This window comes from Jatrophihabitans sp. GAS493 (assembly GCF_900230215.1).
In the GTDB taxonomy this organism is placed as follows: Bacteria; Actinomycetota; Actinomycetes; order Mycobacteriales; family Jatrophihabitantaceae; genus MT45.
On sequence record NZ_LT907982.1, the window covers coordinates 4650777 to 4676796 of the forward strand.

A 26020-nucleotide genomic window follows, 5' to 3' on the forward strand; every position below is an offset into this window, starting at 1 on the left:
AGCTTCAAGCTTTCTTGGGAGGTGTAACCCATCTGCCGGAACACTGTCACCCATCCCCCGAAGGCCAAAAATGGGAAGTATCAGCCGAACCAACCTCGACTTCCTGCGCCAGATGCGACGCCGCTTCCCGGCCGGGAAGCTCTATGTCATCCTCGACAATTTCAGCCCGCACAGGAAGGCCCAAGTACGCGAGTGGTGCCAGGCCAACGATGTCGAGCTGGTGTTCACGCCGACCAACGCGTCCTCGACGAACTGGATCGAGTGCGAATTCACCGCGCTACGGTACTTCGCCCTCAACGGCAGCGACCACCCCGACCACAAAACCCAGGACGCCGCGATCGGAAAGTACATTCGCTGGCGCAACCAACGCGCCCAACTCAAGACCCGCTTCGCGATCGGCTCCAAAATCCGCGAACCGGATTACCTCCCGCTTTCAGCCTGACGCGGCACTAGAATGATTGGGTTTCAGTCGAGGGACACGACAGGGCGCGGCGAAGCGGTGAGTACCACTTGTCGGTGGCCGCCATCGTCTGGCTCGGTCGGGAGACTTTGGCGTCGAGAATGCGATGGCCGGCGACTTAGCGGCTCGAGATCCGGTTGAATATCGACGAGTATTCAAATCCGGTCGGCCGGTCATAGTCATGAAGTTCCCAGAATGACAGCAGCTGGATTCCGTGTTCGGTCGTGTATGCCTGCAGATCTGCGGCGTCAGAGAGGCTGAGAAACTCCTTGTCGTCATTCTTGCCAGCGATCGGCGTGATTCCCAAACGCCCCCATGCCTCGGTCGCGCCGATCCGGTAGACCTTCTGCAGCTGGGCCACCGTGCTTCGAGCCGCGGCGAGGGTGTCGGTGAAGGCGTCCTCCCCATCGCCGAAGTCCATCGTCATCACGTTGACGGCAGCCACCCGAAGGCCAGTCTGATCGGCGTCGTGCAGCAGATCGAGTTGGGGCGACTCCATGCCCTGAGGGTCGACGGCGAGCGAGTACTGGATCTGCAGCACCGGATCCGATGCTTGCAGGGCGGCCAGGGCAACGTTGCGGCGATGGGTCGCGGCGTGGTCGTCGATAGCGCCGCCCTCGATGTCGAAGTCGAGGCGGGTAACGCCATACGTGTCCACAATCTGCTGATAGGCCGCGCGGAGCCGGACCGGGTTGGTACAGGTCTGGGCAAGTTCGCGGGCCGCGTCGCCGCCGAAGGAAATAATGACCTCGCCGCGTTCGCGTCGAAACGCCGCGATCTGAGCACGGTAAGCGCCGATGGCGTGACCGCTGGCGTCCCAGACGCCCGTGCAGTCGTGACTCGCCCGAATGAATCCGAGGATGTAGACGCGGGTGCCAGTCTTCGCCCGATCGGCGGCAATATCGGTGATGCTTGCGTCAGACACCTGCAGGAAAGGCGCTGCGAAGTGGGCGGGGAAGCCGACCGTCGTCTGGGGAATGGTGGCGGGTGAGTCGTGGGTGGGCGAAACGTGGGTATCCGAAGGCAGCGGGTGACTCTGCCGCCCGCATCCGGCCAACACGAAGCTGGCGAGCGCGGAGACGACGGCCGCCGAGATCGCGGCTCTTTTCAGGGTGAACATGCTGGCGTGCTTCCTTCCCGTTACGTATCGCGGATAGGTCGTCCACGACCGCCAGATGAAGGTGTGCAGCGGCGGCATCTGCCCACTCTGGCATCTGCGGCGTGCGGACCATGCACGGGGCGCGCTCTGCGTCGTAGAGCCGGCAGGCGCACACAGGCGAGTCGATCGGGTTGCCGCAGGACGCGATGGTGTGTGCAGGGCATCAGTTGTGGCTTGGTTGTCATGCGTACCCCACGTGCTCTCGGTCGTTGACGGTTGTGCTGACCGTGGTGAGGATGCCGATAATCGCTGGGCAGGTAGGGGTGTCCCTACCTCAGCCGGAGGGCGCGCACCGACCAGTAGGGGGCTGTACTCCGCTGTAATTCAGCTATGAATTTCCGAAGCTCTATGCATGACAACAGACAACGCATTTCAGACTTCATCGGACACCGAGCGACGCACCCGGGAACTTGTGGATGAACACCGCCAAGCACTTCTCGACTACGCCATGCGGCTCACGCATGGCGACTCGGTCTGGGCCGAGGACGTAGTACAAGACACTTTCATCCGAGCTTGGCGACACCTCGACCGACTCACGCCGGAGTTCGGGTCGGTGCGTGGGTGGTTGATGCGGGTCGCCCACAACAGGGTGATGGATGGATACCGGGCCGCTCGTTGCCGTCCGGTGACCGTCGACATCGACGAGTCCTACGGCAGCGCTACCGAGGATGGCAGCGAGGACATGATTCGCAAGTGGATGGTGACCAGCTTGCTCAAGAAGCTTCCTGAATTGCAAAGAGAAGCGCTGGTCGCGACCATTCTCTACGATCGGACCATGGCTCAAGCCGCCCAGGCGCTCGGCGTGCCGGAGGGAACCGTAAAGAGCCGTGTCTTCTATGCCCTTCGTGCGCTGCGCGGGGTGGCCACCGCTGATCTTCAGCTCACGGCGTAGCGGCACCAGTTCGACCCACTGGCCCTCGAGCTGAGGAAGGCCGTGCTCAGTATGGGAAGGTATGGTGGTCGTCTCGGCAGTGCGACGATCTGAGGAGACAAGCATGCGTGTGGCCGTCGCCGATGACAGCGTGCTTCTCCGTGACGGCCTGGTACTACTGCTAGAGGCCGCCGGTCACGAGGTCATGACCGCGACGTCATCCGGTACTGAACTCCTGGCCCAGCCGCAGATCGTGCAGGCTGAAGTTGCCATCCTTGACATCATGATGCCTCCCGAGCCGTTCGGTGGCCTGACCACCGCGAAGACACTGCGCGAACGCTATCCAGATATGGGCATACTTCTGCTATCGCAGTATGCTGAGGCGAGTTTCGTCAATGAAATGCTGTCGATCCACACTGCATCTATCGGGTACCGAATTAAGGATCGGATCGTCAGCGTAAAAGCGCTGACCGATACTCTGAACCGGATCGCCGACGGCGAGCTCGTGATCGAACCGGTACTCGCCGCCGCCTTGGTCGAGCGATCAGCTGGAAAACCTCGGAGCGGAATCGAGGCACTGACCGCGCGTGAACGGGAGGTGTTGCGTCTGATGGCCGAGGGGCGCTCCAACCCGGGGATCGCCGGTGAGCTCTATCTATCGGTTAAGGCGATCGAGAAGCACATAGCGTCCATCTTCACAAAGCTCGACCTTTCGGATGAAGGTGGCTCACAGCACCGTCGAGTGCTCGCCGTTCTGGCCTACCTGGACGCTCAACCACGCTGGACTGCAAACTAAGTCCGCGCTCGCATCGGCGTTAGTCAACGCTGCCGAACATGGAGCGTGAGTCCCACCGGGCGGAACACCAGGACCTCTTCCACCTGAAGTGTGTAGTCGGGTGGGAGTGTTAGGTGGTAGCGGCGGATTAGCAGTCCGAGTGTTAGTACGAGTTCGTGTAGGGCGAATTGTCGTCCGATGCAGGCTCGTTCGCCGGTGCCGAAGGGTTTGTAGGCTCCGGGTGGTCGGCGTTTTATTTGTTCGGGTAGGAAGCGGTCGGGGATGAAGGACTCGACGTCCTCGCCCCATACCGGGTCGCGGTGTACGGCTGGTAGCAGTACCAGGACCCAGTCCCCGGCGTGCATCGGATGGATCCCGCCGAGGACGGTGTCTTCGCGTGCCTGCCGGGCGTAGCCGGGTGCGGTCGGCCAGAGGCGGAGGGTTTCGTCGACGACTCGACGTAGGTATCGGAGTTTGGTGACTTGGTCGAAGGTCGGTTCGTCGTTACCCCAGATGGCGTCGACTTCGGCTCGGGCGCGGTCCAGCACTTCTGGATCCCTCGCCAGGTAGTACAGCGCAAAGGCCAGGGTTCCCGAAGTTGTCCCATAGCCGGCGGCGAGGAAGGTCAGCACCTGGTGTCGGATCGCGACCGGGTCAAGGAGGTCTGAGGCCAGCATGATTGCCAGCAGGTCCTCAGCTTGGTCGTTCGCCGAGGTCAGTCGGTGGGTGATGACGTCATCGACGACGCTGTTCATGTAGGCGATGTTCTGTTCCGCCCGCTGCGCGGCACGCGCACCGATCAGACTGCCCAGCATCGGTGGGCGGGTGACGGTGCGCTGCCCGTTGGCGACCGTGTCAGAGAGTGCGAGCACGAACGGGTGGGTCGGCCCCTGCTGGAAGGAGTCGAAGGAGTAGCCGAACCCGGAACGGCCGATGACCTCCAGGCTGAGTTTGGTGGTGTCGGCGACGACATCGACTGGGTCGCCGTCGGCCTGGTCCCAGGTCTCGATGAGCTGATCGGCGGCGTCCAGCATGACCGGGTGATACTGGCGCATCGAGGCCTGGCTGAATGCCGGCATGAGCAGCTCATGCCCGACCCGCCACGCCGGATCATCGCCGTCGGCGGAGAGCAGCCCGTCGCCAAGAAACGAACGCAGCACCGCGACGCTCGGGTGCACCAACTTCCTAAAACGCCGTTCATCGGACAATTCCGTGGCGAGCGCCGCACTAGAGACGAAAGTGAACTCAAGGTGGAACAGGCTGCGATGAAAAACTGGGCCCCGCTCACGGGCCATACGCGCGGAATCCTGCATAAAGGTCGTGACAAGACCCGATGCCGTGGACGACACGGGAACGGCCATGTGACCTCACTCCAAGCCACCGGAATTTCCCCAAGTCAAACACACCGAAGGCGCTTTATCTACTGCCCGTTGAAGTCCGCACCTAGCGGCGAGGTCTCTCCACGCCGCCACAACTGGGCGACAGAGGACCAGGCCAGGGTATCTCAACCGCTAAGAGCCAGACGCGCTCAACCACCTGAGCGTGAGCCCACTGTTCGGCAGTCATGCCCTTGTTGACCTGGGCGCGTGACCACGACGATACTTCGCGGAAGACTTGTGATGGACAGGACCGAGCGCGTTCGGATGCGAGGTACTTTCACCAGTTGGCCGGTTCCAGGGCCCCTGCCGGCGTGGGCTTACGTGACAGGTTGGATTGATTGTTGACTGAAGGCGTGCGTACCCCGACGGCTGTGAACCGACGACGAGTTTCACGATGAATAGAGGCGAAGATGCACCCAACAGGTGACGTGTTCGTCAGAAGTGCGGTCGTGAGTCTGCCAGCCGGCACTACTCATGTCAGCGTGGCGATTGAAGCAGGCACAGTATCGGTGCAAGAAGCCGAGAATTGCAGCTCCCCACTACTGCCAACCACGATTGCTACAACCGATGCGGTTGAATTGGCCGTGGAAGCTGGGAAGAAGGCCCTGGTGCACGCGGGTATTTCGGCTGCAGCTGTGGGAATGATCCTGGTTGCAGGGATGACTGAGTCTCCGTCCGAGTGGAAGCGGCCCGCGCGGGTCGCCCGGTTGCTTGGTGCAGATAGCTCAGTTGTGCTCGGCGTTCGTCAGATGTCCAACGGTGGAGCGATGGCGGTCCAGCTGGCGATTGCCCAGTTGCGCGTAGACCCGGCCCTGGGGACCGCAATGGTGATAACTGCCGATGCGCTGGGTGCCGACGCGCCGCAGCGCTGGCAACTTGGTGAGATCGGTGTTGCGCTGGGCGATAGCGGTACTGCTTTGATCTTGTCAAGCCATGGCGGGCCGCTGCGAGTTCTTTCGGCCGCGTCACGTGGGTATGTCGGCCACGAGGTTGGGTTGCCTGATGGGAATCCCATCGGCGCGAGCCCGGTCCGCAGTCCCGAGGCCGTCGCTGCAGGTCAAGCGCACCTCTTCCAGTTTCGCACGTGCGTAAGCTCGGCCGTGCGAGATGCTGCGCAGCAAGCAGGGATTTCCGTTGACGATCCTCGGATTGATCTGGTCGTGTTGCCGCGCGTCGAACGGCGACTCGCAGAGGTGTTGATGAGCGGCGTCCGGTTTCGTCAAGACGTGCAACCAAGGCGCGTGCATTTGGCATCAGAGGCCGGCCATTTGTTCTCGGGCGATTTGCTAGGCAATCTCGAATACTTGTTGCGAGAAGGGACATTGAGCCCAGGACGGATCGCGATGGTTTTGAGTGTGGGTAGTGGATTCGCGGTTACCTGTGTGATGGTAGAGCGCTCGGCGCATTCGTCGCTTTAGTCCGGATCCTTCGTAGCGATCTGCGAGATGCGGAGTCATCGTCGGGATTGTTGAGTCGGGTGTGAGCCTGATTCAGGATGCGGTGTTCTGGCCGATACGACTCGGGTGGCGCCGGCTCCACGGTCCGGTTTGATCGCCAGACAGACCACTTCTGACGGCAGCCTCGACCAGCAGCACGCCACCGGCATGAGACTCGACACCCGTCCCGGCCGCGTCGGTATGGACTCGCGGATCCAACCCGATGCTCTTCACCACGAAGGTGCTCCTCGTTCAACGACGATCTGGTCTCAACAACCTCGATCACCGCTGGACAGGAGCACTCTTCAATTCACCGGCACGCCGACACCATGAAAGTCCCAGGCTAGAGGCGATTGCACCTTGCGGGGACGGTCCTCGTCACCCCGGCACACGCTCGATGCGCTCGTCTGATGCACGCGCTGCGCTCGTTGCGCTGAACCGGCGGCCGTCGGACCCCTTGCCGGACTTGGTAGAAAGTCATATATTCGCCTGGGAAACATAGTCCTGACACAACGGTTGCGACACACGCGGTTGGGGGTGTGGTGGCGGAAGCGGTCGAGCGAGGCTACGTGCTGCTCCAGTCGGTATGCGGCTTGGACGGGTACCACGTAACCCGATTTCGCGTGAATGTGAGTTCCTTCCGCGGTAGATATGGCCATCGGCCACGCACATACGTTCTTGCGCGGACACTGGTCGAACGCCCACGATCCTGAACTCGGACCAGTCAGAAGCGTCGCGCAGAGCGACATCCAGAAAGTAGATGCGATGGAGCCCGAGCATGACTTCGCCACAGTTCCGGACCTCGTAGCATCGCTACATTGCAGTTCCGGTCGGGTTGTGTTCTGCGAGACCGGTGGAGAGTTGGCCCACGTGGACATTCCGGCCGCCGCCGAGCGGGGGGCAGCGAGGCTACGCAGCGTCGGCGTGGGCAAGGGCGATGTGGTTGGACTACTGGTACCCACAAGTGCCGAATTCATCTGTGCTTTCTTCGCAGTGCTTCTTACGGGTGCCGCGGTAGCGGCCCTCCCGATCCCGCCGGTTGTAATGGATCCCGTCGACGTCGCCGCACGGGTGGTGCCGTCGGTGAGGAAAGCAAGGATGCGGTTCCTGCTCGTTCATGGAGTGGGCGAGCCGGTCGGCCAGGCGGTGAGCGCCCGACTGAATGGGCATGGGGAATCGGTAGAGGGGCTGCTATGCAGTGACTTGCTAGCTCCGTTGGGTGCGCCAGTCCCCAATGCTGCGGGGATGATTCTGGCCGATGTCCCTCAGCCCGAGGACATCGCGCTCATCCAGTTCAGCTCCGGAAGCACCAGCGATCCGAAGGGGGTCATGCTCAGTCATCGGGCGGTTCTTGCCGCGCTGAGTTCTACCAATGCGCGTGTGCAGACCGTACCGTCGGACGTCGTGGTCGGCTGGGTCCCCTTGTTCCACGACCTAGGGCTGATAACGCTGCTGTCGTCGTTGGCGGCGGGCATCGAGGCCCGTCTCTTTAGCCCGATATCGCTGGTTCGCGCCCCGGAGGACATCCTTCGGGATATCGCTCGTTCGCGTGGCACTATCACGGGTGGTCCGAACTTCGCTTTCGATCGGATGCTCTCCGCCGCTGAACGTCTTGCCCCGGAGGAGGAGCTGGATCTGAGTTGTTGGCGCATCGCCCTCAATGGCGGAGAGACTGTACGCCCAGAGACCGTCCGACGATTCCGGCGAATTCTAGGTCCCCGCGGGGTCTCGTCTGCGACCATGTACCCGGGCTACGGGCTGGCTGAAGCCACGCTGGGGGTGACGTTGCCGCTGCCAGGCGTAGATCCTCGCGTGCTCACCATTGACCGGCGAAGCCTCGCCCCCGGGTCGCCAGTGGAGATCGTCGAGGACGCAACGCCGGGAATGACGGAACTGGTCGGACTCGGAGTGCCGGTCCCGGAGATCGAACTCTTCGTCCTGGGGCCGGATGGCACGGCTCTACCGGAGCGGCATCTCGGCGAGTTGTGCATCCGGGGAACGACTGTGACGAGCGGCTATCTGCACGACCCTGAGGCTACAGAGCGAGCGTTCACTGGCGGTCTCCTGCACACTGGGGACCTAGGATTCATCGATAATCGTGAACTGTTCATCGCTGGCCGGGTTCAAGAGATGATCATCGTCCGCGGGCGAAACATCTTCCCCTACGATGTCGAAAACGTGGTCCGCGATGTCATCGGCGTGTATCACGGCCACTGCGTCGCGGTGGCGAGACCCGAAGCCGAGGAGATCAACGTGGTGGTCGAGTCCGCGTCCTATGACGATGCCGACTCGGCCGCGGGGCTGATTGACGCCGTTCGGGCCGCGGTCGCCGCCCGACTGGACGTTCACGCCATTGTTGTGGAGATCGTCGCACCGCTCGCGTTGCCGCGGACCACGAGCGGCAAATGGAAGCGCAACCAGGTGCGGGCACAGCTAGCGCCGCAGATTGCTCGATTGGAGACGCCCGCATGAGAACTCCCACATTGACCGATATCAGGGACTCCGTGCGAGCTAGCCTGGCCGAGGTTGTGAGGATAGCGCCGGAGAGCGTCCAGATGGATCGTCGCCTCAACGAGTTCCCAGACGTCGACTCGTTGGCATTGATCGAGTTGATCACCGACTGCGAGCAACAATGGGGGATTCTCCTCGACGAGGACGAGCTGTTTGATATCCGAACCGGTGACGATCTTGCTCAACTCATCCTGCGCTCCCTCGCTTCGTTACCCACGGCATGACCAGTCCTTGTCTGGCCAGCCTTGACCTACCTCCGGCGACTCGTCCGGCGGCTGACGCCGCTTTCGCGTCGCTTCGCGAGCTTGCGCCTGTGCTGCCGGTGCAGCTGCCGGAGGGACTAACGGCGTGGGTGATCACGCGCTACGGCCTGGGACGCGCCGCGCTGACCGATCCCCGATTCATTAAAGATTTACGGAAGGTCCCGAAGACCGAGCATTCGCCGCGCGGGCGGCGCTACGCAGAGGACGTGTTCGCGGTCGAAGGTCGCCACATGCTAAACAGTGATCCGCCGGATCACGCTCGTCTGCGCCGCGTCGTTGCGAAGCATTTCTCAGCGAACGCCGTGGAGCAACAACGACGCGAGATCCAATCCATTGCCACCAATCTGGCTGCCACCTTGTCTAGTGAGCTGGTCACCTCGGCCCAGGTGGATCTGATGTCGACCTTCGCTCGTCCTCTGCCCGAACAGGTGCTGGGTCTTATCCTTGGCTTGCCCGCGCATAATCTGCCGATGGCGACGTCACTCACGCGCGCTCTCGGGCACCGCGAGAACCCTTCTACGCCGGCCATGAGAACAACATTCAATCAACTGGTCGACATGATCCATGACCTCATTCGCGACCCAGACTCCCTGGCCCCCACGTCGCTTCTGGCGAGTCTATGCAACGCAGTAGCGGACGGCGGATTGAGCCGTCGAGAGTCGGTCTCAACCTGTCTGATGCTACTGGGGGCGGGGATCTCGTCGACCGCGATCGCGATCGGGCATGGCGCCGCGATGCTGACTACCCACAACGCGCTGCTGCGACAACTCGTCAATGGCGGTCGTGCGAGTGAGGTTGTCGAAGAACTGTTGCGCCACCATCCGCCGTTTTCGTTTTCGCCGTGGCGCTACGCTCGCGAGGATGTGACGATCGAAGGTGTGACGATTCCGGCCGGCGCCGTCGTCTTTGTTCTGATCGCTGCTGTCAACCGCGACCCGCTGCTATACGAACGTCCCGAAGAATTGCTGATCTCTCGCAACCGTGTCGCGCATTCGTTGACCTTTGGGTATGGCAGCCACTTCTGCGTCGGCGCGCACCTCGCTCGAGCCGAGTTGGAGATTGGACTGCGGGCAATCTTCGAGGCGATCCCCACCCTGCGTCTCGCGTCCAGCTATGACAGCGTGCAGTGGCACGGACTTCTCTTCGACCGAGCACCGGTTTCGTTGCCCGTAGCAATTGGCGAATAGGTGCGTGGACGAGGCCCGGTCCAGACCGACTCGGCGGCAGGAGCTCTCAGGATTCTTGCTGGGCAGCGCTCGACCGATGAATGTATGGCCGAGTTGCTCAACTGGTTTGGATATGTGTGGGGCGCACTGAAAGTCGCTTGGATGCCTGTGCAACCAGGCTGGCCGGCCGCCGCCGCGTGGACCTTAAGTAGCGATTCGACAGTCGTTTGGCGTGACGAGATTCCTGTATATGACGGGACGAACGAGGTTGGACGACTCGTTGTTGCCAGTCACGAGGTCATTGGCGAGACTCGGGAACTCGTTGCTGCTGTCCGTCTGTTGGTCGCCCGATCGAGAGAGCAGGCGGCATCCCGACGGATGCGTGCTGCCGAGGTACAGTCCCGCCTCGACCTGCGCACGACTCGGCATCAGCTATTGGTCGCCCGGGATATCGAACGTCAGAACCTCGTTGCCTCCGTGCTTCGGCTCGCCGGTGCGCCACTGCGGGACGCGCGTCAGGTTGTTGATCGCCTAGACACCTCGCTCGTCTCATCTAGTCCAGACGTGGGTGACGTCCTAGGACGGCTCAGCGAGACACAGCAGGCGCTGGCTCATGCAAGTGAGACCTTCCGTGCCGTTACCAGAGCCATTCATCCAGTGCTGCTGGGTCAGCACGGGCCGCAGACAACGCTGAGGGAGATTGCGAGCTCACTACCAGCCACTGTCGAATTCAGCGGGAGCCTCGGCACCCGCGCCGCACCGGAGATCGAATCAGTGCTGTATTACGCCGCGGTGACGGTGATGACGACGCTCGGTGCCCTTGGAACGAATGTGTTGGCTCGATTCTCGCGGGACGGGGATCAGCTCACCGTTGCGTTCACGGTGACAATCGTTCCGTCGGCACGGAATCGTGTCGCCGCCGATCTGGTCACAAACTCGTTGGGTGAAGAGAATCAGCGAATTCGTGCGCTTGGTGGAGCACTGACCGTCGACTGCGTCGAAGACAACGTGATTGCTCGACTCTGGCTGAATGACGCACTCAGGTACCAACCACCAGCTCTGCTCACGGGACGAGGTCATCCCGAGTAGTCGGTCTGGTTTCTGTCGCTGCCGGGTGAAAACTAGGCCAGTGTTGCCGACTGAAATGAGGGCCATCCCTGACAGTGAGGGGTGTGCTTGCCGTGGAGGATTGGGCGGAGATCCGCCGGTTGAATAGGGCTGAGGGTTTGGCGGGTCGTGCGATAGCGCGCCGGCTGCGATCCGGGTGTTGTTGGCGGAGTTCCCGTTGATGCCGGCGTCGGTGATCGGTGAACGGGTCGGTTGGACCCGTTCCGCGAGTGTGCTGCGGGATCGGGTGTCGCAGTTGCGGCCGCTGTTCGCGCCACCGGATCCGGCGTCGCGGACGGGATATGACGCGGGCGAGTTGGTGCAGTGCGATCTGTGGTTTCCGCCGGTCGATGTGCCGTTAGGGCACGGCCAGTTGGGGCGTCCACCGGTGTTGGTGATGGTCTGCGGGTATTCGAGGGTGATGACCGCGGTGATGTTGCCGTCGCGGCAGGCGCCGGATTTGATTGCCGGGCACTGGCTGCTGCTGCAACGTCTGGGGGCAGTGCCACGGGCGTTGGTGTGGGACAACGAGTCCGCGGTCGGGTCGTGGCGGGCCGGGCGACCGAAGCTGACCGATCAGTTCGAGGCGTTCCGCGGGATGCTCGGCATCAAAGTGATTCAGTGCAAACCGCGTGACCCGGAATCCAAAGGTCTCGGCGAGCGGGCAAACGAGTATTTGGAGACGTCGTTCCTGCCCGGGCCGCGGGTTCAACTCCGCCGACAATTTCAACACTGAACTCGAGGACTGGCTGGTCCGGGCCAATCAACGTCAGCACCGGGCGTTGGGATGCCGCCCGGTCGATCGGTGGGACACCGATAAGGCCGCGATGCTGGCATTGCCACCGGTCGCGCCGGTGACAGGGTGGCGCAATAGTCAACGACTACCGAGGGATTGCTACGTTCGGGTCGATGCCAACGACTACTCCGTCCACCCGTCGGTGATCGGGCGTCGCGTCGATGTCAGCGCCGATCTGGACACAGTCACTGTCTACCACGCCGGGCGGGTGGTCGCCTCGCGTGAGCGGTGCTGGGCGAAGCATCAGACCCTCACCGATCCCGAGCACCGGATCGCGGCCGAGACGCTGCGCCAGCTGCCCAGGACAGCAGCGGTGGCAGTTGCCGACGAGGTCGAGCAGCGATCACTGACCGACTACGACCAGATCTTCGGCCTCACCGAAGACGTGGCCTGATGGCCACCCCCAAGACTGCTGCTGCGGCCCGCGATCTGAGCGGGGAGATCTCGTTTCTGACGCGGGCGTTGAAGGCACCCACAATGCGTGATGCGGTGGCCCGTCTCGCCGAACGAGCCCGGGCGGAGTCGTGGTCGCATGAGGAGTTCCTCGTCGCCTGCCTGCAACGCGAGGTGTCAGCCCGGGAGTCGCACGGCGGGGAAGGTCGGATCCGGGCCGCTCGGTTCCCGGCCCGCAAATCGTTGGAGGACTTCGACTTCGATCACGCCCGCGGCCTGAAACGTGACCTGATCTCCCACCTCGGGACGCTGGACTTCGTCACCGCCAAAGACAACGTCGTGTTCCTCGGTCCGCCCGGCACCGGAAAAACTCACCTTGCCACCGGGCTCGCGATCCGGGCTTGCCAAGCGGGGCACCGGGTCCTGTTCGCGAGCGCCAGTGAGTGGGTTGACCGGCTCGCCGTCGCGCACCGCAACGGCACACTGCAGACCGAGCTGATCCGGCTCGGGCGTTACCCGCTGCTGGTCATCGACGAAGTCGGCTACATCCCCTTCGAACCGGAAGCAGCGAACTTGTTCTTCCAACTCGTCTCCTCCCGCTACGAACGAGCATCGCTGATCGTCACCAGCAACAAACCCTTCGGACGGTGGGGCGAAGTGTTCGGCGACGATGTCGTCGCCGCCGCCATGATCGACCGCCTCGTTCACCACGCCGAAGTCGTCGCCCTCAAAGGCGACAGCTACCGACTCAGAGACCGAGACCTCGGCCGCTCCGCGGCCACAACACCAGACCAAGAATGACCAACAACAACGAAGGTGGCCCCGTTTTCAATCGGCATTGACAGTTTCTCCCCGGATTGGCTTGTGTGGCTCAACCCGGATCAACCAACCGGGTCAGACCACTCGTGCTGACGCATCGAGCCATCCGTCACCCACTCACTGATGCTGTACGAAGCACCGGTCTGCACATCCTCGTCGTCACACCAACCGTTGTTTGAACCTGACGTTCGGGCTCGGCCGTGAGTCTGGGGAAGTCCCTACGACAGTTGGAGAAATGTGATGTTCAGAGGACGTATGCTCCGCCCCGCGCTAGCCCTGCTCATCGTGGCGGTAGCCGCAGTGACGGTGCCAGCCGAATTCGCATATGCGTCGGGTTTCCGGTCGGCTCATACCACTGGTAGGGCATCGATTCCGGCGGCGTACCGGCAGTTGGTCGAGCGTGCCGGTACCCGGTGCGCTGCCGCTCCTGTGCGCATCATCGCCGCACAGATCGAGGCGGAGAGCAACTGGAATCCACACGCCGTCAGTCGGTCAGGAGATCGAGGCATCTCGCAGTTCCAGCCCGGAACTTGGCCTAACTGGTCCAGTCCGGGACAGTCCCCGTTCGATCCGTCCGCCGCAATTCCTGCCCAGGCGAAGTACGACTGTGCGCTGGCCGGACAGATGGCCGGTTGGCAACGACAGGGAATGCTTTCTCGTTCGATTCCGCTGACCAGGCTTATGTTGGCCGCGTACAACGCCGGCGCACATGGGGTGCTTCGTGCCGGCGGCATCCCGAACAACGGAATCACTCCCGGGTACGTCAATCGCATCATGAATCGCTCGCAGGACTACGCCTGGGCTGACAAGCCTGTCACCCAAGCCCCCCAACCGGCCGTAGCCAAGTCGCACCCGGTGGTGGCCAAACCGCGACCTAGCGCTGCCAAGGCCCGACCGGCCTCGGCCAAGCCGCATCCACCAGCCGTGCTTAGGCCGAGCGTCACGGTCGCCACTCCGGCTTTGAACTCAAGAGTGTCACAGAGTGGAGGTTTCAGCGCGCGGGGGACGGTGAGTCAGATCGGGACTCGGACCCTGTGGCTGCTCGACAACCACGACGGCTTCACCGTTGACGAAATGGTGCCGGTCATTGGCGCGCAGTGGGCCGCGGATGACCGCCCCCTCGGCGACACCTCCGACCCACTGCCGTTCTCGCTTAGCGTCGTCCTCGTTCTTGCCGATGCGAAGTGCGGTCAAATCCTTGGCCATGCGGCTGCGACGCCTAGCGACCACCTGGACGCTCTGCCCGCGGGCTGCACGATCGCCTCAACCATTCGTGTCCGGGTGATGAGTCGGTAGGCGCTCTACGATGAACCGCTCTGTTGACAGATTGCGCTGACGCATCCGACCGGGTGGGTCTGCTGCACGGATATGTGACAACGCCGTCACCGAACCGTGCAGCAGACCCCTTTCTTGCGGCGGGACGTAGTGCTGTACGAATGCGCGTGATGGATCTCCGTCGGCTTGATGTCCTCGCTGGCTCACGGGATCCGGGCTCTCCGCCGACTACGGGGTTCGCGGTGTATTGCCCCGATGCTGCCGGCCGCCGCGTCTGTTTGGGTCCGGTGGCGGATTCGTGCGTGTTGGGGGGCGTCGGGTACCGGTCGGGCGGCGAACAGGTGCTGTCTGGGCAGGGGTGGTGGTGGCCGGTTCTCCACTCTGAATTGATGAGTGCTGAGCCTGAGGCTGGGCGGAGCGCAGCATCTGCGCGAAGCGCTCCGGTTCGACGCTATGCACGAAGACTTCTAGGAGGGGACCATCGTCGCCGCTGATTTCGCTGACTGCGTGCGTGCCGTCCAGCCACGCCGTGATAGATCGGTGCGGCAAACCCGATCCTGACCGCACTGTCCTGCCTGGCTCGATCTGCCAACGCCCGTCGGCATCGGTCTGAGTCCTCACCTCGACAGCGTTCTCCAGTGGTGGTAAGTGGCGTATCCAGCGTTGCTGAGACTCGTGCACGATCCTGGACAGGCGGCGGTAAGCATCCAAGCGTTCGTCGGAGAGCGGATAGACGCTCACCTCGGGGTAGGGGCCGTTCGGGCCATTGACCACCCTGACCATATGCCTGCCGTTGTACCAGGCGTAGACCGGCTCGCCGGCGCCGATCGGGCGATCGGCGTAGCCGAACGGCATCCAAGGTTCACCTGGCTCTAGCTGCCAGAAGCCATCTGTTGTAGTCAGTAGAGTCACGGCAACCCCGTCAGCCAGCGGGCTTTCGTTCGCCCGCAGCCGTAGCTGGGCGTCCTGAGCTACTGCGAACTCTTGGTCTAGCGAACTAAGTTCGCGGGCGGTCATGGGGTACGGGAATACTTCGACCACAGGTTGGTCATCCCGGCGGCTCGTGCCCACGAACAGATGCGTGCCGGTGAGAAAAATCGTGACGTTTGGGTTTCGTTCGGAAACTTCGGAGTGCATCAGGGGTCCATGCGGGGTTACCCGCCACCCGCCACTGGCGTGCGGGCGACGCATAGCGGTTACCGCGCCGTCCACCATAGGCATGCCCAAGGCCACCCGGGCGCGGGCGTCGGCAAGTAGCGCGGCTTCCTGTCGGATGGCATGCAGCTGCGCGACAGTGAAATCATGATCCAGGAGTTCGATTTCGCTGACTCCGCTCCTTCTGGTGGTAACAGCGAGAACTCGGGCGTTGTTCACCGCTATCCTGACTGGTCGACTCCACTCATTTCGTGCAAACATCGCCTGATCGTGGCCGTAGCCGAATCGCCAGTCGCCAGTCTCATCCGTTCGACGAGTTATCTCGACAGCATTGTCAAGTAGCGGCTGGTCGCCGCGTAGCAAGCGTCGTCGAGCCTCAGCGAGCTGCGCGGCCTCATCTCTTAGGGTCTGGACTTGCTCGGGAGTTAGCTGATGTTCCTGGAGGTCCACGTAGGGATGGCCGTCAGGACTGGTCTCGTGGCCAAGCTGGTGCGTATCGGTCACCCAAGCGACGATGTATGCGCGTGCCCCGGCGGTGACGGATTGTGTCGTGACCTGATCGATCAAGCGCCAAAGGCCGCCCTCATTGGTGGCGCGGGTGACGGCGACGCCACCGGCCAGCAAAGCGCGTCCGCTCCGAAGGCGGGCCCACGCTTCTGCTTCTAGTCGCAGGTCGGGCAGGAGATTTGCGAGGGCGGGGTATTGAAAGAGTTCGACCAATTCCTCGCTCGAAGTTTGGGGGATGGCGGCTCGCACCTGCGCGCCGCGTACAGCGATCCGAACCAATTCGTTTGGCCGCCGGTTATGCGACGGCATCGCTGGCTCGCCCGCCGACAGCCGCCACGCTCCCGTGGCGTCGGTGCTCCGGATCGTTTCAACTGGGTCACTCAGAGAAAGTTCGGTGCTTCCGCGATCCGCGGTCGTGCCGGTCAGGCGCTGCGGCTGGCTCAACCGTTGCAGTTCTCTATCGTCTAGTGGGAATTCATGTATTTGATATAGGTTTGAATTGTCAGCAAGGACGGCGTTGGTGATCAAGTGCGTGCCGTCGACGTGCGCCCGAATCAGCGTATTGGATGGGCCGATCTCGACCCGGCGTCGGCGTTGAACCGGACGAACTGTGCCGTCTTCATCGGTATCGAGGGCGAGCTCAATGGCTCCCTCCGATGCTGGCATTTCCCTCTGCAGGCGATCCACTGCGCGCTCGAGGAGCTCGTTGTGGCGTTGCAGTCTGGCCATCCGATCAGTTGTTAGGCGGAAGGGGCGGACGTGGACGTGGCGCTCACCATCATCATCGATTGCGTCACTGACTAGGTGCCTACCGTCGAACGACAGCGACACGAGTCCCCCCTCTCGACGCCGTCCGGACGGCATCGGCTCGTCCTGCGGCTCCAGTCGCCACTCTCCGTCAGCGATCGTGCTGCGACGCGCCTGGACGGCATTGTCGAGTGCTGGCTGGCCGCGCGTCACTCGGCCTCGCACTTCGGCGAGTAGATGCCCTGGCTCGTTCTGGATCAATTCGTCGGCGGCATCCTGCCATGTGGCGTCATCGTTGTTGCGGAGGTTCCTACCACCGGCAGGCAGGCCGATGACACGAACCTGATCGTCGATCGTTAACTGATTCCACCATCCGAGTATCTCGATCGGCGCGCGATCGGATCTTACGAGATCGAAGTTGAGGCCGATTCGCGGAACAGCGCCGGGCCGGAGCACGCCCTCGCGTTCGCCTTCCTCTCGTGAGAGAAGAGAGGGATGGACATCGAGCGGTAGACGCATGAGCGCTTCATCGACGTCCCAATTCACGTAGGTACTGTTCTCGTGTTGTCGGGCTCCTGGAGCTTGAAGGAGGTAAGCCACCACTACCGCAGCGCGTAGGAAGGGGTAGGCCTCTATCGTCGTGGTGCCGTCTGCCGTCGTCTTTACGGTGAGGCCGAGACGGGTAGCGATCTGCAGCACGATGTCGAAGAGCAGATGCTCCGTCTGGTGACCCAATGACCCTTCGAGCTGAACGGCTAGCGCGAATGCTTGACGGTCAAGGCCGGCGAGGAGGCTTCGCAACGCTTCGCGTTGCAGGTCAGAAACTGCGCGTTGCGGACCGTGGACCGGGAGATATCCATGCGCACGGGCGATCCGCTCCCAGCTCGGCACGCCCGTGCGATTGCGATGTCCGAGTCGTCCGCCGTTTTCGCGCACGGGCCGGTTGGTTGCGCTGGCAACGGCGCGGAGATTGGACCGCAGCGCGTCCACCTGCTGCTGCAGCTCATCAAGCGTCCCACCGCTCGAACTCCGCGCGGATCGCATTAGGCCTGGCAGGTCGTTGTGCTGCCCTGATCTTAACCTGGCGAAGGCGTCATTTCGGAGCATGCCGAGTTGCGTGCCCAGCGCGGCCGTCTCCACCTGCTGTCGGCCTGCGGCGTCTAGTGTCGCGTGCCAGCTCCAGGCTGCGGTCACGCTTGGATTCGCGATGGTGGCGGTAGCGGCGAGTACGACGGCGGAATCGTCAGCTGCGAGGAGGACGACTTCACCGAACTGCGGCCGCCCGTCGCGGAATCCCGTCGTGGTTTCGGTGCTGAGATCCACCGTAGATACCGTCGTTCCATTGACGTGCACGGTACCGTCGGGAAGCAACGTCGCCGTGGTGATGTGGGTGGGCCACCTCGTCAGCCCAAACGGTCCAACCCTCCCGGCGGGGCGTGCCGGCTCCGGTTGGTACGCCGTGGCAGAGAGCGTGTTGAAGATCCGCGCCGCCCACTGAGCATCGGCGGCTGTGACCAGCTCGGCGAGCACAGCGTCGGTGATCGAGGCACCTTCAGTTGAGAGGCGCGTCAGCCAATCGCTGAGATTTACCCGATGTTCTGAAGCGTCGTCGCCCTCGGTGAGTGTGACCGCGCCGGTCCCGGCTGGACGGACCGTGGTCGAGCGGATCGCAATCGCGGTGAGGTCTTCGGCTGCTGCCGGGAAGTCCGAGTCAAGGTTGAATTGGCGCCAGACTCGGATGGCCTGCAGCGCATGCTGCACGTCTGCACTTAGGCCGGAGTAGGTGGGCACGCCGCGCAGGCTTTCGGCGGATGTCCCGAGAAAATCGACTACCAGGCTTACCCAGGTGCCGGCTCGAGCATCTAGGTACGGGCTCCGCTCGTTCTCCGGCAACGACTGGTCGCGCAGGACCGCCTTGAGCCTTGCAATATGCCGGCTCAGTGTCCCGGTCGGTCCGTCTGCTAGCAGACGGGACCGCAGCAATGTGTCGAGCTGGCTGATCCACGGTCTCAGTTGCGCGATTCCAGTGTCCGGTGGCCACTCGTGATGCAGGGAGCCAGCACTTGGTGCGGGGCTGAGTTGCTCGTGGATCGGACGCGCGAAGCCCGCAACTTGCGCCGAGAGTGGACGTGTTCTGACCCAGGCCCCGATCGACTCGGGTGCTGCCTCTGCCGGTGCGGTGCCCTCGATCTGTTGGTTCAATCGCCGCAGGGTTCGAAGGTCTTCTGCATGCGTGCGGATTGCGGCGAGATCTTGCTGAGCCTCGGGTAGCTCATCTAGCGCGCGTGGATCGAGTAGGTGCACCTGATCGATCTGGTGAGCGCGGAGTAAAACCCTCTGCACAGCACCCCAATCAAGTTCCGCGGACGATTCGGTCTGGGTGCTGCCGGTGCTTTGAGATCCGCTTGCCGATTGATTGTCGGCGGATTCTTGCGATGTCCCTTGATCGCTCGCCTGATCGTCGGCAGAAAGACTGTCCCGCAGCGCCTGTAGCTCCTCGGGAGTGAGCGAGTAGGTATAGACCCGGACGTGGTGAGTCCCGTCAGCTGCGTGGAAGTCGCTGACCAGGTGGGCGCCATCAACCCAGACGGCAATCTCTTGGCCAGCCATCACGGTTCCCGAGCTCATCCAGTCGTCGTCATCGGCCAGCCGCCACTGCCCGTGCAGACCGGTGGTGACGTACAGCTCGACTGCGCCTGCCAGCGCCGGCTCGCCTCGCTCCACCCTTGCTCGAACCTCAGCAGCCATCCGCCTCGGATCGATCTGGATCAGTCGGTCGTTGTTGTCGAGCCATAAGTCGTCGTCGCTATCAGGTGGCGGACGCAGACCGAGCGCGACTTGTTGGGCAACCGGGAGTCCGTGCCACCACTCGAGAAGAGCGACCGGATCGTCGTCTGCGCGAAGGTGGTCGAGGTTCAGACGAATAGTGGGAGTGAGGATCGATGAGCGCTGACCGCGGGCGCCGGCCCTCCAACCGACATAGAAAGTGTTCCCTGGCGCTCGAGCGCCACGGACGGTGCGTGCGTAGGCGATGAAGAGCATGTGGTGGAAGTACCGGTGCGCTTGCGGTGAGGTGTCGCCGGTCTGCTCGCCAACCTGGATCGCAATGTCGCGAAGGACACCATTGGTAAGCGGCCCAACGCGTCCGAGCGTGTCGACGGCCTCCATGAACCTGAGCCGATCCGGTTCGCGGTAGAGACCGCGCAGTCGCCGGCGTTGTTGGTCGCTAACGGTGCCCGCCGGATCGTGGACCGGAACCCATCCGGTAGGAACCCCTCTCGTTGGGGCCTGACGGCCCGGCTCGCGCGTGTTGCTGGGCGCCGAACTGAGCGTGGCGGTCAGAGCATCGACGTGCCGACTGAATTCTCTTGCGCTGATACGGATGTTGGGGTGACGGGCGTCGCGAAGTAGCTGCTCGGATTGTGGGTGGTCTCCGCGCCGTAGTGTAGTGAACGCGGCTTCGCGAAGCTGCGCCATCCGCAGGCGTAGCGCCGACCGAGTGATGTGTTGCCGAGTGTTGAGCCCTGTCACAAACTGGTGCGTCCATCCCGCACGAGTGATGAGAACCGCGTGGTTGCCGGCGCTGATGACTAGTGTGTCGCCTGGTACCGGGCCGGCGCTCCGCGTGGCTGATCTGCCCCGGATCTGCGTAACAACGTGCCCGTTGTGGAGTTGGACGCTTCCGTCATGTGTCAGCGATGCCGTGAGGAAGTGTGTGGGCCAGGTCGAAAGGCCGAATGGTCCGGTCGGCCCGTCGGGACGCGACGGACCTGGTCGGTATGCTGCGCTGGGTACGCTGCTCAAGACGCGCGCGGCCCATACAGGGCCAAAGGCGGCGACAATCTCTACGATGAGGGTGTCCGTCATCTGGATCTCGCCTCTCGAGAGTTGGGCCAGCCATTCGCCGAGATTGACTGTGTCTGTGCTCGATTCAGCGGTCGCATCAACGGGGGTTATGCGGATCGCTGAGAGGTCGTCGGCCACGGAGGGAAAATCTCGGTCGCCGTTGGTCCGCCGCCAGCTGCGGGCCGCCGCTAGTATCCGCGGAACCGGCTCGCCGATACCGGCGTGGCCCGGGGCGTTTGGCGTACTTGCGCCCAGCGCGCCGAACGGCCGAGCCTCGGCTAGCCACTGTTCGGCGCGGATCTGTACGTAAGGGTTTCGGTCGGCGACCGGCAGAGCAGCGTCCCGGTTGATGGTTTGCAACCGGACAATGTGGCGACTCAAGGATGTGAGGGCGGCGCGCTCTGCTCCCGCACGCACGCGAAGACGTCGTGTCTCGATCAGCTGGTCAAGTAAGCCGGGGAGTTGGGTGATAGTGGCCTCGTCCGGCAGTCGGGCGCGGCCCAAATCGGGTTGGGGCGTGGCGTCGAGAAGGGCCTGCGCCGCACTGACCCAGCGAACCGCGTGCGGGACCAGCAGCGCTGTACGTGTCCACGCTGCCGCGTGATCGCTTGTCGTCATGGGCGCAGCGGCCGCGAGATCGTCGTGAATCCTTTGCACTACTTGAAGATTTGATGCGTGGAGGTGAAGGGTGCGCGGGTCGCGGTGGGCCTGTGGCAACTCCGGAATCGCATCGGGATCCAGCATTCTCACCTCGTTCATCCACTCGAGCCGAAGCTGCATCCGCTGTGCCGTGGCCCAATCCACCGCAGCCAGCACCTCGTCGGTGCCCAGGCGGGTATCGCCGGTGACCCGAACCGACGGGTGTGCAGGTGCGGCTGCCGCGGTGTTGGGCCAGGCGGGTTCGAGAGTGTTTTCCGACCTGAAGGCATGGATGGTGGTGAGTTGGCCGGGGTTGAGGTCAGTGGCCGTCCCATTTTCGTGGTGGAGAACGATGGTTATGCCGAAGATGTGGGCCGTGCGGTCTACGACGAGGTCGTATAAGTCGCTGTCCCACGATTCGGCGGTGCCGCCTCGGCGGATGGAACGATTGACCATTTCCGCCACATTGAAATCCCCGGGGTATCGCATGCGATGGGAGCGGATGGCCAAGCTGAGCGCGGCGTAGAACGATTCGGGCGCGGCCCCGGCGGTCATGAACAGGGCACTATCTGCGGGCGGGGGTTGGTAGTTGTTGACGACGAGATGGTTCATGTGCGGTTCGAACCAGTCGGCGAGTACATGGCGAATGTTGACAATCACGGAGTCAATGTCGGTGACGGTATTGGGATAGCGGAATCGGGCGAATAGCCGGGAAAGGAACTCCGGCGTGAGGACGGAGGCTAGGCTTTCCGGCCAGCAGTTGCCGACGTGGCGAACCGCGCCGACGGTCAACCAGGTACCCAGTGGTTGATAGATCTGCTGTCCGGGTCGAGGGCCAGTCGTCGCCCCGTTCTGCGGGGCCGACACCTCATCCGATTGCGCGGCGCCGGCAGTGGGGTTGAGGTCTAGGGCGCGTGTCGCAGACGTAATCCTGACAGTCTCATCGCCGGTCGGACTCGATGGCTGGTTGTCCAACCGGCGGCGACTTGGTGGTGGTTGGCTGTCCTCGGAGTTAGAGCTCTGCTCTGCTCGCCGCCGCCGCCGGCCATCATCGGCACCGGAGCGGTTTCCCGGAGTGTCGTCTCTGTCCGGGCGGCGTTGGCCAGGTTGGTTGCGTCGGTTGGAGCGGGGGGGTGCGCCGATTGACTTGGCCTGGGAGGGGTCGAGCGGGCCGGTGCCTCGACCGCCGGGAAGGCTCGTGTCCGGGGCGGTCGTGACGATGCGGCGGTTGCGGCGGATTTGCATATGCGCGGTGTTCGCGGAGTCCAGCGCCTCGAAGTCCTCCTCCGGGTGCTCGGCAGGGACCGGCTCACGCTCGCTGAGGAACCCGACGTCGCGTATCCGGACCCCGTGCACACCGAAATCGAGGAGGGTGCGCCCGTCGGCGTGGTTGAGTAGCAGGTAGATATGCCGGGATTCGCCTGGCGGGTCCACCACCACCCGCGCAATCGCACCCGCGCCGACCTCGTCCAACCGCCTGGCCACTTCCTGCCACCGAGTCGGCGCCAACGACCAGTCCGCGTGCATGCCGTGCTGACGCGGCCAGCTATCTTGGCCCGTCTCCCGCCACAGACCGAGCTGGCTAGCGAACTCGTCCATCCGATCCATGCACCAACTCTCGGCCACCGCCGCCGCGACCCCGACCCGCTGCCCATCAGGCTGTGTGAGCAACCGCTGCCGCGCCTCGTCATGCACCGATTCCGCGGCCTGCTCGATATCCGCGCGGGACAGCTGCGCCACATCTACGGCTGGCTCGAACAGTGAGCCGCCTCGCTGGGGACCGGTGCTGGTGTTGTTGCTGCGGCTGGGGTTGTTGGCGGGGTCGGCGAGGTGTCGGAGTCCGGTGGTGGTGTGGATGTGGGGGGCCCAGGTGTTCCAGTTGTGGTCGGCGGTGGGGTGTCCGTGGGTGGTTTTTCGGGGGTTGTGGGTGGTGATGTGGGTGGGGAGGAGGGGGCCGAGGGTGTCGGTTCGTGGGGTGCGGAGGGTGCGGTGGACGGCGCGGGCCCAGGTGCCGGGTTCGGCGACGGTCCCAATCCCGATCCCGGTGGTGGTGGGTGTGGTGGTGGGTGTGGTGGTGGGGAGGAGGTGTCCGGTGGGGGTGGTGTGGAGGGTGGCGGCGAGGCCTTGGAGTTGTTCGGGGCCGGTGCCGGTGAAGGCCCAGACTTGGCCGTGGGGGGCGGTGGTGGTGCGGCGTAGGGATTGGGTGAGGGGTTCGGCCAGGTGCGCGGTGTCGCAGGCCAGTAGCACGATCGGGAGGGTGGTGGGGTTGATGTGGGTGATCAACGCGGCGAGGTGGGGTGCGGTGAGGATGGTGTCGTTGTCCAGTCGGATCCCGCCGTGGGCGCCGATACCGACGACGGTGAACTCCTCAGCGCCCATCCGGGTCCGGTCCTCGGTGTGCGCGTCGGCCACCTCGATCAGGGACGGGTCGTGCCTGGCCCCGACGACCAGGGTCCGCCCACCCCCGACGATTTGTAGGTCACCGCTTTGCAGCAACCCACGGATACCGGCCCGCACCGACGCCGTATCCCCGACCAACACCCCCGCCCGCCCCGACCCAACATGACCCGGCCCAACATGACCCGGCCCAACATGACCCGACCCCACATGACCCGGCCCCGCATGACCCGGCCCAGTGGGGGCCGGGTTGTGGGGTGCGGGGTTGGTGTGGGGTGGTGGTGCGTCTGACAGCGGGGTCGTCGTCAGTGGTGGGTCTGCTGGTGGTGTCGTGTTTGTCGTGGTGGTGGTGGTGTCGGGGGTGGTGGGTTGGGTGGTGTAGGCGGGGGGTGGGGTGCTGGCCCGGCTCGACGGGCCGCTCCCCGACCCGGTGACCGGGTCCAGGGTGAGCGGGCCGGTGAGCGGGCCCGGGGTGAGCGCGGGTGTGGGTGTGGGTGTGGTGGGGGTGGTGGGGGTGGTGTAGGCGGGGGGCAGGGTGCTGGCCCGGCTGAGGCTCGGCTCCCCACCGGGGGTGGTGGTGGGGTCGGGTTCGATGCCGGGGTTGGTGTTGGTGATGGTGGCGTTGGGCAGGGCGGTGGTGTTGGTGACCAGACTGCCGGTCACCCCGCCACCAGTCACCCCGCCACCAGTCACACCATGGCCGGTGGTGGTGCCGGTGGTGGTGCCGGTGGTGGTGCCGGTGGTGTGACCGGTGTCCCCGGGCCCGTGTCTGTGTCCGGGTCCGGTGGTGGCGTCGATGAGAGTGGGGTGGGGCAGCAGCAGCCCGTGGGTGTGGAGGTGGTGCAGCAGAGATTCGGAGGTGAGACCGGCTAACGCACCGAACCCGCCGGAAGTGAAGTCGTAGCCGTTGGCCTGAGGCTGCCCGGTAGCGATGGTGGCACCGAGCCCGGTGAGGAACTCATGCACCCCTTCCGCGGTGAAACGGTAAACCGCGGCCCGTAACCCGGCCGAGACCGCCCCCCCACCATGAAACAGAATCCCCTCCGCGATCTGGGCCGCGGCCTGCTTCACACCGGCCACATCAAAACGAGCCGGGACCGGCACCCCGGCCATCACCTTCGCCACCACCCCATCCACCTGCCCCACCCCCAACCCCGCCCCCTCCTGCGAGACGGGCAACCCCGCCTTCTGCGAACCAGGCAACCCAGCCTTCTGCGAGACGACAGCGGGAAAGGTGAAATCCTTCTCCAACAACTCCTTCTCCGGCAACACCTCCGGCAACTTCTCCGGCAACTTCTCCAACAACTCCTTCTCCGGCAATGTGTGGGGCAGTTTCTCCGGCAGTGTGTCCGGCAGTGTGTCGGGTAGGTGGGGGTGGGGGTGGAGGTGGGGGGCGTGGTCGGTGTCGGCGAGGTAGGTGCGTAACAGCGCCGCGATTCTGTGGCCGAGTTTCTCCCACATCTTCTCCAACGGCAGGTGCAGCAACCCCCCGACCGTGCCGACCACCACCGCCATCACGGTGGACTGGTTGTTCCAGTGGGTGCGGTGATCAGCGAACTGGATCACCTGCACCAACGCGTCGAGACTGTTCTGCAACGCGATCCCCGTCACCACCGCCGTCGCGATATGACCAGCAGTGGAGACCAACAACTCCCGCAGCGTCTGCCCGGCCGCTTCCTTCGCCAACGTGATGATCGCCGCCGCCACATCAAGACCGATCAACCACGCCCACGTCAACGCCCACGCGATCGTGCTGATCAACAACAAGATCTCCATGATCGAAATCAACTTGACGTACTGCACCTGCAACCCGGTGTCCAACGTCAAATCCGCTAACCCGACCAACCCATCCGACAACAACGGCAGATACGCCTGATCACCCTGCACATACTGCGCTAACGCAACCCCCAACCGCCGCTGCGCCTGACCCGACCACGACGCATTAATCCGCGCCACCGCCGCCCGGATCTGCGGCGCCGCCGCCAACACATCCCCCGAACCCGCACGCAACCCATCCGCCCACCCAAACAACAACTGCTCATTACCCGCCGGAAACTGCTCACCGGTCAACACCAAAAACAACCCACGCCACGCCGGCGGCACCACCAACTCATCCACACCCACCACCCCCAACCCACACCCACACCCACACCCAACAAACCCACTCCCCACACCCACACCCACAAACCCACTCCCCACACCCACGCCCAACACCACCCCCCACGTTCACCGACGAGGTAGCCGTCGGGGAGAGTTCGGCGGGAAGGGGCGGCGCCTGATGACGGCCACGCTGAATCGCGACGGTTCTGGGCACTACTT

The 26020-nt window shown here is 63.7% G+C and carries 14 protein-coding genes and 2 pseudogenes; 11 read left to right on the forward strand and 5 right to left on the reverse strand.

Annotated features, from left to right (window positions below; all coding sequences use genetic code 11):
* Positions 1-70 precede the first annotated feature (70 nt).
* A complete protein-coding gene (locus CPH63_RS20915) occupies positions 71-442 on the forward strand; it encodes a transposase (protein WP_096304667.1) in 372 nt (123 codons plus the stop codon).
* A 136-nt stretch (positions 443-578) separates the two neighbouring features.
* On the opposite strand, the gene CPH63_RS20920 is transcribed toward CPH63_RS20915, so the two are convergent.
* Positions 579-1658 (reverse strand): glycosyl hydrolase family 18 protein, encoded by a 1080-nt coding sequence (locus CPH63_RS20920; RefSeq protein ID WP_096304668.1) that lies wholly within the window; start codon positions 1656-1658, stop codon positions 579-581.
* A 313-nt stretch (positions 1659-1971) separates the two neighbouring features.
* Here CPH63_RS20920 and CPH63_RS20925 point away from each other — a divergent pair, with 313 nt between their 5' ends.
* Together CPH63_RS20925 and CPH63_RS20930 are read left to right on the forward strand one after the other, a co-directional pair.
* Positions 1972-2511: a sigma-70 family RNA polymerase sigma factor gene (locus tag CPH63_RS20925; RefSeq protein ID WP_206745601.1), complete on the forward strand. Its 540-nt coding sequence runs from the start codon at positions 1972-1974 to the stop codon at positions 2509-2511.
* 103 nt (positions 2512-2614) lie between these two features.
* Positions 2615-3286, forward strand: coding sequence for a response regulator transcription factor (locus tag CPH63_RS20930; RefSeq protein WP_096304670.1), 672 nt, complete (start codon positions 2615-2617; stop codon positions 3284-3286).
* 23 nt (positions 3287-3309) lie between these two features.
* Here the strand turns inward: CPH63_RS20930 and CPH63_RS20935 are convergent, their stop codons facing one another.
* A complete protein-coding gene (locus CPH63_RS20935) occupies positions 3310-4626 on the reverse strand; it encodes a cytochrome P450 (protein ID WP_096304671.1) in 1317 nt (438 codons plus the stop codon).
* A gap of 500 nt (positions 4627-5126) precedes the next feature.
* On the opposite strand from CPH63_RS20935, the gene CPH63_RS20940 reads away from it, so the two are divergent.
* Complete coding sequence (locus tag CPH63_RS20940) at positions 5127-6062, forward strand: hypothetical protein (RefSeq protein ID WP_157749704.1); 936 nt, start codon at positions 5127-5129, stop codon at positions 6060-6062.
* 72 nt (positions 6063-6134) lie between these two features.
* On the opposite strand, the gene CPH63_RS20945 is transcribed toward CPH63_RS20940, so the two are convergent.
* Positions 6135-6317, reverse strand: coding sequence for a hypothetical protein (locus CPH63_RS20945; protein ID WP_096304673.1), 183 nt, complete (start codon positions 6315-6317; stop codon positions 6135-6137).
* Between the two features lie 414 nt (positions 6318-6731).
* Between CPH63_RS20945 and CPH63_RS20950 the strand changes: the two genes are divergently transcribed.
* The 7 genes and pseudogenes from CPH63_RS20950 to CPH63_RS23850 all read left to right on the forward strand — a co-directional run.
* Entirely contained in the window at positions 6732-8552 is a 1821-nt protein-coding gene (locus tag CPH63_RS20950) for an AMP-binding protein (protein WP_096304674.1), read from the forward strand.
* Entirely contained in the window at positions 8549-8815 is a 267-nt protein-coding gene (locus tag CPH63_RS20955; RefSeq protein ID WP_096304675.1) for an acyl carrier protein, read from the forward strand. The genes CPH63_RS20950 and CPH63_RS20955 overlap by 4 nt, the downstream gene beginning before the upstream one ends.
* 89 nt (positions 8816-8904) lie before the next feature.
* Positions 8905-10041, forward strand: a complete 1137-nt coding sequence (locus tag CPH63_RS20960; protein WP_157749705.1) for a cytochrome P450 — start codon at positions 8905-8907, stop codon at positions 10039-10041.
* A gap of 84 nt (positions 10042-10125) precedes the next feature.
* Positions 10126-11109 carry a hypothetical protein gene (locus CPH63_RS20965; RefSeq protein WP_157749706.1) on the forward strand — a complete coding sequence of 328 codons (984 nt, stop codon included), beginning with the start codon at positions 10126-10128 and terminating at the stop codon, positions 11107-11109.
* Between the two features lie 83 nt (positions 11110-11192).
* A pseudogene (locus CPH63_RS20970) lies at positions 11193-12317 on the forward strand (transposase).
* The gene (gene istB / locus CPH63_RS20975) at positions 12317-13117 is read left to right on the forward strand and encodes an IS21-like element helper ATPase IstB (RefSeq protein WP_096304678.1); all 801 of its coding nucleotides are present in this window, start codon (positions 12317-12319) and stop codon (positions 13115-13117) included. Before CPH63_RS20970 ends, istB begins: the two are co-directional and overlap by 1 nt.
* A gap of 273 nt (positions 13118-13390) precedes the next feature.
* Positions 13391-13852, forward strand: a pseudogene (locus CPH63_RS23850) (transglycosylase SLT domain-containing protein); the annotation flags it as partial.
* A gap of 258 nt (positions 13853-14110) precedes the next feature.
* Here the strand turns inward: CPH63_RS23850 and CPH63_RS23320 are convergent.
* A complete protein-coding gene (locus CPH63_RS23320; protein WP_241895755.1) occupies positions 14111-14341 on the reverse strand; it encodes a hypothetical protein in 231 nt (76 codons plus the stop codon).
* 297 nt (positions 14342-14638) lie between these two features.
* Positions 14639-25819 (reverse strand): hypothetical protein, encoded by an 11181-nt coding sequence (locus CPH63_RS20985; RefSeq protein WP_157749707.1) that lies wholly within the window; start codon positions 25817-25819, stop codon positions 14639-14641.
* Positions 25820-26020 lie beyond the last annotated feature (201 nt).